Raw genomic sequence first — 12814 nt, forward strand, 5'->3', positions numbered from 1 at the left:
GCCCCCTGCTTTTGTGTCCGGCGGCTGCGCGCGAAAAAAGGGCCGTCGGGCCCTTTTTGTATCGGTGTTTGGCGGCTGGTCAGGCCAGCCGGGTGCCGCGCTGCGAGGGGGTGGCGATGTCTCCCACCAGCCGTCCCCCCTGCAGCAGGAGCTGCCGGGGGGCGCAGGCGGCCAGCTGCTGGTCGCGGGTGAAGAGGACGATGGAGAGCCCTTCTCTCCCCAGCTGGCGGAGAACGGCCCCCACGTCGGTGTGGGCGTCGGTGTGGCTCTCTCCCGGCTCCTCCACCAGCAGCAGGGACGGTTCGGCGGCGATGGCCCGGGCGATGACGGCCCGCCGCAGCTGGCTGTCGTTCAGACTGTCCGGCAGGCTGCTGGCGCGCCCCTCAAGGCCGACTTTGGCGAGGGCGCGCAGGGCCATCTCCCGCCGCCGGGCGGTGGGGATGCCCCGGCTCATCAGGGGGTGGGAGACGTCTTCCAACAGGCTGGCCCCCTTTTCCAGGGGGGCCCACTGCAGGGCGAAGCCCATCTCCCCCCGCAGCCGGGCGAGGCAGCACTCCCCCATCCGGGTCACCTCTTCCCCCCGGAACTGGTAGCGGCCGTGGGTGGGGGCCTCCAGCCCGCCCAAGATGTCCAGCAGGGCGGACTTGCCGGAGCCGGCCTCTCCCAGCACGGCGGCGAAAGACCCCTCTTCCAGGGCAAAATTGACGTCCCAGAGGGCGCGGACCTCCCGGGGGCCGCAGCCGTAAATTTTGGTCAGGTGGTTGACAGAAAGCAAACGGGACATACCATCTCTCCTTTTTTTCTTTGGAGATAGTATGCCCCGCTCTCCCCCGCGCAACGGGGAGAGGCACAATTATTCTGCTGCGGAGGATGCCCCGGAAGAGGTGGTCTCGGGCGCCTCTGTCTTGCCGGGAGCGATGTCGAGGGAGGACTCGTTTTTGTCGCTGACGACGGCCACATAGGTCTTGCCGGCGTTGAGGGTCAGGGGCGAGCCGTCCTCTTTGGTAAAGGTGAGGGGGTCGCTGACCCCGCCCTTTTTCCACCGGATGGGCTCGTACTGGCCGCGGGTGAAGTAGTAGCCCGTCCCGCTGTCCAGGGCTACGTCCACGTGGCCGATCTGGTCGATGACCTGAATGGAGGTGTAGAGGAGCAGGGCGTTGTCAAAGGAGAGGGTCTCGCCGGTGGCGGCGTCGATGTGGGGCTGGCCGAACTGGTACTTTTCGTACCTGCAGGTGGCGGCGTTGTAGCGCAGGGTGTCGCTGACATACCCCGAGAAGGGGAAGGAGACCTCGTCGGCCTTGCCGTAGCTGGGGGCGTAGAGGTCGCCACTGAACTTGGACTGCTCGCAGAAGGAGAAGCCGCAGCGGGGCGCGCCCGAGAGGCTGATGGACTTTTTGTCCAGCCCCTTTTGGATGAGCTCGCCCGAGGTGAAGGTGCAGTGCTCCCGCGAGTAGGTCTTGTGCCGCACCTCGTCAAAGGAGAAGGCCACGGTGGAGAGGGCCATCCCGTCCACCGTCTTGATGCCGTTTTTCTGCAGCAGGGCGTCGGCTTGGGTACTGGTGCCGTAGTGGATGAGGGTGGCGTCGTGGCCGGTGGCCAACTCGATGTAGACGGGCCGGGCCGAGCGCACCGAGCCGATTTTGGGCACCTGGCGCGCATCGGAGTAGATGGCCAGCAGCCGGGTGATCCCCCCCTCGGCCACCACCTCGTAGAGGATGTCGGCCTGCGCCAGCCCGTACTGGGGCAGGGCGGCCTTCAGGTTGTTGATCATCACCCCCACCGGCCGGTGGGTGGCGGCGTAGTCGTCGTCGACGCGCAGCCCGGTGAGGGGGTTGGTCGGCCGCAGGTCGACCTGGGCAGAGGAGATGGAGCCGCCTGCGGCGACCGCGCTCTCGTCCTTGTTGCAGCCGGCGAAAAGCCCCAGGGCCAGAAGACAGGCCAGAGCCGTGCAGAGTGCCTTTTTCATTCTTGTTTCCTCCAAATGTGAAGTTTGGTGGCTCTATTATACGCCCATCCCCCGCCCTTTGCAAAAAAATGAGAAAAAGAGGGGTTAAAGGGGAAAAATGACCAGTGTTGAAGGTGGCGCCGTAGGGGGCAGATATGCTATACTGTCTCTACATCCGCAGATGAAAGCCGCCAAAGGCGGCCGTTGCATGTTTGCCCCGCTGGGGAGAAGAAGGAGAGCGTATGGAGAAGACACTAGAAGTGCGCCAACTGCGAAAGCGGTACGGCCAGGTAGAGGCGGTCAAGGGCATCAGCTTTGACGTGGGCAAGGGCGAGGTCTTTGCCCTCATCGGCCCCAACGGGGCCGGCAAGACCACCACCATTCGGATGATTGCCACCCTGCTGACCCCCACCGACGGGGACGCGGTGGTGGCCGGGCACAGCCTGCGCGCCGAGCCGGAGAAGGTGCGGGAATCCATCACCTACCTGCCCGACGAGGCGGGGGCCTACAAGTCCATGACCGGGATGGAGTACCTCAAGTTCATGGCGGGGCTGTTTGTGGCCGACCGGGAGCGGGCAAAGGCCTGCGTCGAGTACGCGGTGGAGCGCTGCGGCCTGGGCGAGCGGCTGGGCGACAAGATCGGCACCTATTCCCGGGGAATGACCCGCAAACTGCTCCTCTCCCGGGCGGTGATGACCCGCCCGGCCCTGGCCATCCTCGACGAGCCCACCAGCGGGCTGGATATCATCAACGCCCTGGAGATCCGGCGGATGATCAAGGGGCTGGCCGCCGAGGGGATGAGCTTCCTCCTCTCCAGCCACAACATGCTGGAGATCGAGTTTCTCTCCGACCGGGTGGGGATCATCGACAAGGGGATTCTCCACGTCACCGGCAACTGTGAGGAATTGTTGGAGCGCTATCAGGCGCAAAACCTGGAAGAGGTATTTGAGAGGGCGGTGAGCGGCCGATGAGAAAGTTTTGGATCCTTTTGAAAAAAGAGCTGCGGGAGATGATCACCCTGCAGTCGGTCCTCTCCATCGTCCTCTGCGCGGGCATCTTTGTGCTGCTGGGCAACTTTATGGGCTCGGTCACCGAGGAGGCCGCCAAAAACGCGGGCGAGGTGGCTGTCATCGACCTGGACGACAGCGAGCTGACCCGGTCGCTGCTGGGGGGGCTCGAGCAGTCGGGCTTTGTGGTGCACCGCACCACGAAAGCCTATGAAAACCCCATCGACTACGCCCGGGAGCTGGGCCGGCAGAGCGCCATCGTCATCCCCGAGGGGTTTGGCGCGGGGATCCTGGCCGAAAAGCCGGTGGCCCAGAAGATCCAGCTGTACAGCGAGATCAAGAGCGCGGCCGTCACCGCCAACATCTCCGCCGGGGTGGACAGCCAGGTGGTGCAGCAGCTGGGGGCGATCCTCTCCCGCACCCTGGTGGAGAAGGCGGGCATCGCCGACCCGGGCCCCATTTTGGAGCCGGTGCAGGCAGAGGACTACACCGCCGTGGGAGAACACACCCAGCAGGTGTCGGCGGGCACGGTGTCCGGCTTTCTCAGCAGCCAGACCATGATGGTCCCCATCATCGTCTTTTTGCTGCTGATGTTCGCCTCGCAGATGGTGGTCTCCACCATCGTCAACGAGAAAAATGACAAGACCCTGGAGACCCTCCTCTCGGCCCCCATCAAGCGCACCAGCATCCTCTCCTCCAAGATGATCGCCGCGGGGCTGGTCTCCCTCCTCAACGCGGCGGTGTTCATGGTGGGCTATTCGGGCTACATGGGCAAGCTGATGGGGGGCAGCGGCCAGAACGCCGCCGGCGAGGTGCTGAAGGCCCTGGGCCTCTCCCTCTCCACCGGGCAGTACCTCCTCATCGGGGTGCAGCTGTTCGCCACCATCCTCACGGCGCTGACCATCTCCATCCTCCTGGGCTCCCTGGCGCAGGACATCAAGGCGGCCCAGACGGCCATCATGCCGGTGATGGTGATGGTGATGATCCCCTACTTCATCTGCCTGCTGGCCGATGTCAACGGGCTGCCCACGGTGGCGCGGTTCCTGGTCTACGCCATCCCCTTCACCCACACCTTCATGGCCATCCCCAACATGATGTTTGGCAACTACCCCCTCTTCTTCTTTGGGCTGGGGTATCAGGTGGTCTTCTTCGCAGTCTGCATGTTCCTGGCTGTGCGGCTCTTTTCCAGCGACAAGATCCTCACCGCCAAGCTGCAGTTTGGCAAGAAAAAGAGCGCGGGCAAGAAACCCGCCTTCGCCGCCCTCGGCAAAAAGAGCGGCCGCTAAAAATCGCCGCAGGCGACAAAAAAGGGCGCTGGACCAGATGGTCCAGCGCCCTTTTTGTGCGGGAGAGAGGGGGTCACCACTCCAACAGGCAGCCGGCATAGACCAGCCCGCCGCCAAAGCCCACCAGGCAGATCTTGTCCCCCCGCTTGAGGAGCCCTTCCCTGCTGGCCTCGGCCAGGCAGATGGGGATGCAGGCGCTGGACATGTTGCCGTAGCGGTCGATGTTCAGGTAGAAGCGCTCGAAGGGCAGCCCCAGGTTCTGGGCCGCCGTCTCGAGGATGCGCCGGTTGGCCTGGTGGGGAAAGACCCAGTCCAGCTGTTCCAGCGGCAGCCCCGCCCTCTCGCAGACGGTCTTGACGCAGAGAGGGAGGACGCGGGTGGAGAACTTGTAGACCTCCCGCCCGTTCATGTGCAGGGCATGGCCCGCCGACGGGCCCCAGCCGTCGCCCAGGGGGTCAAAGGGCTGCTGGCGGAAGGGGCTGGCGGGGGCGACGCCCCGGGCAAAGAGATGGCGGCCGCCGCTGGGGTCCGACCCGGCAAAGCTCTCGTAGAGGCCGTCGGCGGCGCGCAGGACCACTGCCCCGGCGCCGTCGCCGAAGAGGACGCAGGTGCCGCGGTCGGAAAAGTCGGTCAGCTTGGTGAGCATCTCGCTGGAAACCACCAGCGCGCAGCGGTACCGGCCGCTGGTTAGGTAGTGCTGGGCCAGGTCGACGGCGGCCACGAACCCGGCGCAGGCGGAGTTGACGTCCAGACAGAAGGGGCTGTCGAGCCCCAGCTCCCCCGCCACCAGGCAGGCGGTAGAGGGGGTGAGGTAGTCGCCGGTGACGGTGGAGCAGACCACCAGGTCGATTTCGGCGGGCGCGACTCCGGCGGCCTCCACCGCCTCTTTGGCGGCGCAGGCCGCCATCTGCCAGGTGGCCTTTTCGGTCTCGACCCGGCGGGTCTTGATGCCGGTGCGGGTGGTGATCCACTCGTCGCTGGTGTCCACGATCTGCGCCAGGTCGTCGTTGGTGACGACCCGGTCGGGCAGGTATTTTCCGGTGCCGATGATTTGAATTCCCATGGTGATTGTCCTTTCCCATCAGTTGTTTTGGCAGTTTAGAGACGCATTTTTTTAAAGAGCAGGGGGATGAAGCCGACGGCGGCAAAGACCATCGTGCCGTAGCGCAGAGCGCCCCCCACGGCCGTCTGAGGCAGGACCAGGGAGAGCCCCCAATCCAGCAGCCAGAGGAGCAGGGCCCCCAGCAGCACCCGCGCCAGCTTTTTGAGCAGGGAGGTCTCGCAGGTGAAGCGGACGGCCGCGTCCTCAAACCAGGCGCCGGCGGCCAGCCCCACAAAGGCGCCGGTGAGCTTGTAAAACGCGGCGCTCCCCTTGGTGGGCCAGGCCAGCAAAAAGAGGGCCGCGGCCGCCACTGTAAAGAGGAGCCAGGGGCGCTTGGTGGTGATGAAGAGCCGGTAGCAGACCTCGGACACCAGCATTGCCAGCAGGAAGCCGGCCACCACGTCGGTGGGCCAGTGCAGCCCCAGGTAGAGCCGGGAGAGGGCCACCGCCACCCCGATCACCACCGCCACCGCCAGCATGGATTTCTGCTTGACGAATTTGTAGATGGAGTAGAGCAGGGTGACGGCCCCCTGGGTGTGGCCGCTGGGCATGGAGGAGCCACCGGCGGTCTGGGTGCGCAGGCTGCGGACCCCCGGCTGGCCGATGGGCCGTCCCCTGCCGACAAGGGCCTTGATCCCGGCGTTTACCCCCTGGGAGGTGAGGCTGGAAAAGGCCAAAAAAAGCCCCATCTTCTTGTTGTAACAGTAGTAGATGACCAGGATGGGCACCAAAATGGCCACCGGCTCCCCCAAAACGGTGATGGCGAGGAAGACGTTGTCCAGCAGCGGGGTGGCAAAGCGCTGGATAAAGTGCAGGATGGACAGTTCCAAAAGCGGTTCCCCTTTTCAAAAACAGACTGCTATTATGATACCACAGGGGCGATGGCTTTTCAAAAAAAGAAAGGGGAAAGAGCGGTCCTTTCCCAAAATTCTCCCTCCTGCGCCGGGGGGTGTGGTATAATGACAACAAAGTGGCATCATACCGGGGGTGGCCGGGCAGACGCCGTTTGCACCCCGCCCCATGGGCCAATGCGGTTATGCGCTCGGCGCTTGCGGGATGGTGCCGCGGTGCAGCCGTTATGCCGAAACGGCCGGTCGTCCGGTGGGTGGACCGCGGTTGTCCCTGTCCGTCGGCCCGATTTCACCTGGGGATACGATGGCCGCGAATGACCGCGCCGCTGCCCAAGGGCGGGCCGCGCGGCGAGAGGAGGAATCTGCTGTGATGCGTTCGGTGAATTTTTACATGCCGGTCCAGGTGTATTTTGAGAGCGGGTGCGTGCTGCTGCACTCCCAGCAGCTGGCGTCGTTGGGGGACAGAGCGCTGCTGGTCACCGGCAGGAGCGGGGCGGCCAAGAGCGGCGCCCTGGAGGACGTGTGCACCGCCCTGAAGATGCACCGGGTGGAGTGGGAGGCCTTTTCCCAGGTGGGGGAAAACCCCCTTGTCTCCACCTGCAAGCGGGCGGGCGAGGCGGCCCGGGCCTTTGGCGCCGACTTTGTGGTGGGCATCGGGGGCGGTTCGGCCATGGACGCGGCCAAGGCGGCGTCCATCTTTGCCGCCAACCCCCAACTGGACGAGAGCGCCCTCTACGACAGGGAGTGGCAGACCCCCGCCCTGCCGGTGGTCTGCGTCCCCACCACCGCCGGCACCTCCAGCGAGCTGGACCAGACGGCGGTGCTGACCATCGACGAGATCGGCCGCAAGCAGAGTGTCGGGCGGGAGGACACCTTCCCCCGCCTGGCCCTCATCGACCCCAAGTACACCTATTCCCTCCCCTACCGGCAGACCGTCTCCACAGCGGTGGACGCCTTCTGCCACGGGGTGGAGAGCTATTTTGCCCAGAATGCCGACGGGGTGAGCCGGATGTTCGCCCTGCGGGGGATCGAGCTGCTCTACGAGGGGCTCTGCCGTCTGGCCGACGCCTGGGAGGACAGCGCCCGGGGCGCGGCGGTGGAGGTCCAGCCCCAGCTGCGCGACCAGATCAGCGAGGGCTGCCTCTGTGCCGGGTTCTCCCTCAACCGCTGCGGCACCTGTTTTCCCCACCGGCTGGGCTATCTGCTCACCGAGCGTTACGGCATCCCCCACGGAACGGCGTCGGGCGCCTTTCTGCCGGCCTTTATCCAGCGGGCCAAGAGCTGTTCACGGGAGCTGTTCCGCCCCTTCTTAAAGGCCCTGGGCGAGCCGGACGAGCGGGCGGTCTGCCGGCTTTTGCAGCGGTTTTGCCGCACCGGCTGCACCATGACGGCGCAGGAGGTGGAGGGCTGCCGCAGCCGCTTTGAGGCGGTTTCCAATTTTCACCGCACCCCCGGCGGCTACACGGCGGACGAGGCGGTGGAGCTGCTCCGGGCCATGTTTGTCAAATAGCGGCTATCCTTTGGGGCCGGGCGAGATCGCCCGGCTTTTTTGTGCCTCCCGGCGGACGGCCGCGCAAAAAAAGAACGAAAAAAGGGAAAATTCGTAGAAAATGTAAAACGGGCGTTGTAGACGGAGGGGGGAGAGGGCGTTATAATGGGGCAAACGAACAGAGGGGGGAAGCCGGATGGCAGAGAAGAAGATGGCGCGGGAGCCGGGGTACTTTGGCAAGAATTTGGCGGTGATCCGCGCGGCACTGCACCTGTCGCAGGAGCAGCTGGGGGAAAAGGTGGGGCTTTCCCGTGCCGTCGGACAGCGCGGCCCTGCGCTCGGTGCTGCACCAGATGAAGGAACAGGGGGAGATCGAGCTGTTGCGGCCGGGGGTCTACCGCCTCGCCGCCGCAGTAGAGGGGGACGAGGCGCCGCCCGCCACCCCCTTCTCCTTGGAGGAGCTGGCGGCGGAAAAACGGCGGCTGGAGCGGACCATCCAGGAAATCAAGGCCTTTGACTGGCTGCGCTGCAGCGACGCCGAGCTGCAGCGGGCGCGGGAGAAGGCGGCCCTGCTGCGGCAGATGGCCGACCTCCTCCGGCGTGCGGACCTGTAAGTCAAACCCTAGAAGGGGATGACGCCGGCAGGTCACCCGAGAGGCAGGGAAAGTTTTTCGTCTGTATCGCCTGTCCCACAGCCTGTGAACGGGCAACTGCGCGCTGGGAAAATATTTTGTTGCTGTAAATTCTAATTTGAAACCTCAAATTATGTAGGTGGTTATACCGCCACATAGGGATTTAATAAAGGCCTCCGAAACCGTTGAAAATAAAGGATTTTTCGCACTCTGCTCCCTTTATCCCTTTATACGATTTCACACCGTTTTACCCTTGCTCCGAGAAGTTATAAGGGCAAAAGCAAGGGCAGGAAAAACTGATAACACGATAAACACAAGTGTGGCAATCGGGAAACTGTGATGTATGTGCGAATATATGATTTTGGAGGATTACAAAATGGAACAGTACGTCTATAACGAGCAAAACGGTCTTTGGTATGAACTGCGGGGCGATTATTATATCCCCTGCTTGGAATTACCAGCCGAAAAAGAAGAACGGCCTATTGGCGTATGGGGGCAGCGGCATTTGCGGTATATCCGTGAGCATAAAAAGGCTCTTTATACCAGCCTTTTGACAAGCGGCAAGCTGCAATCTTACCTTGCCGATGTTGAGGAACAGGCACAGGCGCTGTTTGACCGGCTTATGAAGCAGCGGGCAGAGCGTGCGGGCATTACCGAAACGCTGAAAGCCGACAATCAGATGGAATGGGTGCAGAGAATGAATGCCCTGCGGTCGGCGGTTATAGAAACCGTCAATGCCGAGGTGATCTTCGTATGAGAAAGAAGAAATACCACCTTTATTTGACGGCAGAAGAAAGACGGTATCTTTTCAAGGCTCTGCTTGCTTACCGCAATAAGCTGCTGGCGCAGGGCAGATATACAGACCTTGTGGACGAGGTAATGATAAAGCTGCAAAAATGAGCCTGCAACGCTTTCAAAAACAAAACCGAGGGGTAAGGTACAAACACCTTGCCCCTCAAAGTTCAGGCTTAAAAAACGGCTTGGAATCAGGCTTTTTTGACCTCTAAATGTCCACGCAGCGGAATAGATGATTCGACCTGAATTGTTGATAGCGCACCCATTTCCCCGGAGAAAAGTATTGAAAATCAGCCGGTTTTGTGGTAAGTTATACATGTAAAAATATATTCGGAAAGGGGCTTGACAAAAATGACGGCAGTTGCGACAATCTTAGCAAGCAAGCAAGCAAGCAAGCAAAGCGTAACTCTGCCCTTTTTTCCTGTCAAGCTGAAAACTGCACAAAAACAGAAGGCGTATTCTGTCCGATTTACAACGGACGGGATGCGCCTTTTTATGTTTGAAACCTTACTGAAATAAAATGAAAGGACGAAAAAGAATGAAGATTAAGCGATGGATTGGCGTACTGTTATGTATGCTATTGTGTGTGGGCATGTTGCCGACAATGGCGTTTGCGGCAAATGAAGCAGATGCTTGGGACGGGACAGCCGATACAAGCTGGTATACTGGAAGCGCTTCGGAATATGACATAAATTCCGCAGAAGCGCTTGCCGGAGTATCGCAGCTTGCCGCAGACGGAAATGATTTCAGCGGGATAACATTGAATCTGACCACGGATGTTGATCTTTCGGGACATGACTGGACACCGATAAAAACGTTCAGAGGCACATTTAACGGGGGCGGACATTCGGTGTTAAATATGCGTGTCGCGCTTGAAGATGGGGAGAATGGTTTTTTTGGTTATCTGAATAAAGCGGTTGTGAAAGATATCAACATTGAGCAGGCTGATGTAGAAATGCTCAGCAGCAACTCGTATTTTAACCAGGGAATTTTAGCAGGCTGGGCGAATAACGCCAAAGTAACCGGGTGCAGCACGACAGGCTCGATTACAGCAGACGCAAGCGGTTCAGATGTGCCGTCTGTTGGAGGATTTATTGGCTCCTGCAAGGGAAATACAAGTATTGTAAGCTGCTGGTCTACGGCCGATGTGACGACTACAAGCACTGAAGATGCGGTTATGCTCGGCGGTCTTGTAGGACAATGGGAAAATGCTGCCAACGGCGCCGAGATAATAGACAGCTATTTCGGAGGAACCGTAACGGCTGCCGAAGCGACTACATCGACGGCGGGGATTCTCGGAGCAGGGCTCAGTTTTAACGGAGAAGTAGTATTGATAAGCGGATGCGTGTCGTACGGACAGCTCAATGTTCCTGCTGGGGCAGAAGGCAATGCAGTGCATATAGCTGCGCTTGACGAGTATGGAATGGCAGAAAACTGTATGTGGCCGGATGACGGAAAAGCAGGGGTTGTGCGGCTTGTAGTGGACTGGAGTATCGGCCAGGCTTATCCCGATCCGGATTTTGATGAAACCCAGTGCGGTCAGGTAATAGCTGATTTTACAGACCAGGCTGTTATTGAAAAGCTGAACGCGGGCGCGCAGACCACAGGGCTTTGGCGTTTGGGGAAAAACGGCTATCCGGTTTTTTCAACGCAAACAGATATGATTCGCGCTGATTACGAAGCTGTGGAAGCAGCCAGGGGCAAGGTTCCTGCGGACTTGTCACTATTTACGGATGAATCTGTCAACGCTTTGAACAGCGCGCTTGGCAGTGTGGATGAAAATCTGAGTATAGATGAACAAGAGCAGGTAAATGCAATGGCTAAGGCAATAGAGGACGCCATCGCTGCTCTTGAATATAAGGGTGCAGATTATCAGGCGGTGGACGCAGCTATCGAAAAGGCAAATGCTCTAAACAAGGACGAGTATAAGGACTTTTCTGATGTAGAAGTGGCAATTGCAGCAGTTGTGCGGGATAAGAATATTACAGAACAGACTGCGGTAAATGAAATGGCAAAAGCGATTGAGGACGCCATTGCCGCTCTTGAATACAAAGACGCAGATTATTCGAAAGTAGACGAAGCCATAGCGAAGGCAGACGCTTTAAATCCTGATGATTACACAAATTTTTCAACAGTTGAAGCTGCTGTCAATACGGTTGTCCGTGGAAAAGACATTACAGAACAAGACAAAGTAGACGATATGGCTTTGGCGATAGAGAATGCGATTGCGAACTTGGAAAAGAAACCCGCAACGGGAACACCGTCAGATACCGATACAAGCTCTCCGCAGACCGGCGACAACAGCAATATCGCCCTTTGGATTGCGGTAATGCTTGCTGCGGGCGCAGCCCTGACCGGCACAGTCCTTTACAGCCGCAAGAGAAAATACAGCAGATAAATCCATATATAACCATGCGCCCTGTGGAAGGAAGCCACGGGGCGCATTCTCTATGTATGCACCGCAGGAAGCCTGCGGTGTTGTTTTCAATGTGAAAGCTATCGTTCCATGTCGTGGGTTTTGCGTTTTGGCTTTGGCTTTTGACTTTTGCCCTCCGCCTGAAGCTGGCGCAGGCGTTTCAGTACGCTCTCCCGCCCGGGCGGCGCTGCCTGTTCTTTTTCGGCGGGTTTTCCTTTTTCCCTGACCTTGCGTTCCCATTCGGCAAGCTCACGGTTGTAGTTCTCTACCACGGCCTCCGCCTTGCGGTAAGTCGCCATGAACGCCCGTACATCGGGATAGCCGTCCTCTTTTAAGATTTCGGGCAGTGCTTCCAGCATGGCGGAGATTTTTTCCTCCGTCCGCCGGATTTTTACTTCCAGCTCTTTCCGCTCCCTGCCTTTGAAAATGCCCTTTGTTTCGGCAAGCTGCGTTTTCAGCCTGGGGACTTCCTCCTGCAAACTGCGGATTTCCCTTGCCCTGTCCTGCACCCGTATCATCAGCTTCTGCATGGTGCGAAACTCCGACATATCCAGATTGAGCACCGGCTTGGGCGGCAGCTCTGTCTGGCGTATCAGGTTCTGCAAAAACTCCTTCGCTTTGTTTACGATACTGCGGAACAGGTTGGGCAGCCAACCATGTGCCTTAATGGACTGGCTTGCTTTTTGATGGATTTCCTCTTTCTTGACTTCCAGTATCTTTGCCTCCGCTATCCCTGACACAAGCGCCATGTCCGCCGTCCTGTTCCATTCCTGCCTTGCGGCGTTGTCGGCTTCTATCTCGGCGGCTTTGGGATTGTTCTTGCCGATCTTCTTGGTCGGCAGATAGACGCTGTTTTTATCAAATACCTTTAAGTGCTGCTCAGGATCGGAGATATGGCAGTTAATAAGTTCTGTATACACTTCCTTTATCTCTCGGAGAAAAGGCTCTCCCTTAAAGCGTGTATCTTTGGTAGTAAACAGATGGCTTTCGTATACCTCGCCTTTTTTGATGACGGTACAGCCTTTCCGTATCTGCCCGTCCTCTCCCATGATTTCTTTTTTGGTGCGGACACGCTTTCCAGTCTCGTCAAAGAACACGCTGCGGGAAGCAACCTTCACATCAGGTTCGGGGAGCAGTTTCCTCTCGCTGAAAATCAGATGGATATGATAATTTGTCTTGCGCTTGTTGTGGTGGAGGGCGGACACGCACTCCACACCGTACCGCCTGCGGAACTCCTCTGTAAAGTCCGTGAGTACCTGCTGCGGCTCGTATTGCGTATAGATTTCGGGCA

At 59.5% G+C, this 12814-nt stretch carries 12 protein-coding genes; 7 read left to right on the top strand and 5 right to left on the bottom strand.

The genetic code is table 11. The features are described from left to right. Positions 1 to 79 precede the first annotated feature (79 nt). Positions 80 to 784, bottom strand: a complete 705-nt coding sequence (locus tag GT748_RS14270; protein WP_021661471.1) for an ATP-binding cassette domain-containing protein — start codon at positions 782 to 784, stop codon at positions 80 to 82. Positions 785 to 853: 69 nt separating this feature from the next. After that, positions 854 to 1966 (bottom strand): DUF3048 domain-containing protein, encoded by a 1113-nt coding sequence (locus tag GT748_RS14275; RefSeq protein ID WP_161213484.1) that lies wholly within the window; start codon positions 1964 to 1966, stop codon positions 854 to 856. Positions 1967 to 2187: 221 nt separating this feature from the next. On the opposite strand from GT748_RS14275, the gene GT748_RS14280 reads away from it, so the two are divergent. Next, positions 2188 to 2916: an ABC transporter ATP-binding protein gene (locus GT748_RS14280; protein ID WP_021661473.1), complete on the top strand. Its 729-nt coding sequence runs from the start codon at positions 2188 to 2190 to the stop codon at positions 2914 to 2916. After that, positions 2913 to 4238: an ABC transporter permease gene (locus GT748_RS14285; protein WP_021661474.1), complete on the top strand. Its 1326-nt coding sequence runs from the start codon at positions 2913 to 2915 to the stop codon at positions 4236 to 4238. The genes GT748_RS14280 and GT748_RS14285 overlap by 4 nt, the downstream gene beginning before the upstream one ends. 73 nt (positions 4239 to 4311) lie before the next feature. Here the strand turns inward: GT748_RS14285 and GT748_RS14290 are convergent, their stop codons facing one another. Both GT748_RS14290 and GT748_RS14295 read right to left on the bottom strand, forming a co-directional pair. Beyond that, positions 4312 to 5301, bottom strand: a complete 990-nt coding sequence (locus GT748_RS14290) for a 3-oxoacyl-ACP synthase III family protein (RefSeq protein ID WP_021661475.1) — start codon at positions 5299 to 5301, stop codon at positions 4312 to 4314. Positions 5302 to 5336: 35 nt separating this feature from the next. Next, positions 5337 to 6170 carry a phosphatase PAP2 family protein gene (locus tag GT748_RS14295; protein ID WP_021661476.1) on the bottom strand — a complete coding sequence of 278 codons (834 nt, stop codon included), beginning with the start codon at positions 6168 to 6170 and terminating at the stop codon, positions 5337 to 5339. Between the two features lie 391 nt (positions 6171 to 6561). Between GT748_RS14295 and GT748_RS14300 the strand changes: the two genes are divergently transcribed. From GT748_RS14300 to GT748_RS14315, 5 genes are all read left to right on the top strand, one after another. Beyond that, positions 6562 to 7701: an iron-containing alcohol dehydrogenase gene (locus GT748_RS14300; protein ID WP_052537742.1), complete on the top strand. Its 1140-nt coding sequence runs from the start codon at positions 6562 to 6564 to the stop codon at positions 7699 to 7701. Between the two features lie 290 nt (positions 7702 to 7991). Further along, a complete protein-coding gene (locus GT748_RS14305) occupies positions 7992 to 8294 on the top strand; it encodes a hypothetical protein (RefSeq protein WP_021661480.1) in 303 nt (100 codons plus the stop codon). Between the two features lie 394 nt (positions 8295 to 8688). Continuing rightward, positions 8689 to 9069, top strand: a complete 381-nt coding sequence (locus GT748_RS14310) for a TnpV protein (RefSeq protein ID WP_044993637.1) — start codon at positions 8689 to 8691, stop codon at positions 9067 to 9069. Continuing rightward, the gene (locus GT748_RS15195; RefSeq protein ID WP_021661531.1) at positions 9066 to 9212 is read left to right on the top strand and encodes a hypothetical protein; all 147 of its coding nucleotides are present in this window, start codon (positions 9066 to 9068) and stop codon (positions 9210 to 9212) included. The genes GT748_RS14310 and GT748_RS15195 overlap by 4 nt, the downstream gene beginning before the upstream one ends. Positions 9213 to 9645: 433 nt before the next feature. Next, positions 9646 to 11505, top strand: a complete 1860-nt coding sequence (locus GT748_RS14315; protein WP_161213482.1) for an LPXTG cell wall anchor domain-containing protein — start codon at positions 9646 to 9648, stop codon at positions 11503 to 11505. A 98-nt stretch (positions 11506 to 11603) separates the two neighbouring features. Here the strand turns inward: GT748_RS14315 and GT748_RS14320 are convergent. Then, on the bottom strand, positions 11604 to 12814 hold a 1211-nt coding region (locus GT748_RS14320), incomplete at its 5' end, for a MobA/MobL family protein (protein ID WP_161222377.1).

The sequence above is a fragment of the Bittarella massiliensis (ex Durand et al. 2017) genome (genome assembly GCF_009876955.1).
Lineage (GTDB): Bacteria > Bacillota > Clostridia > Oscillospirales > Ruminococcaceae > Bittarella > Bittarella massiliensis.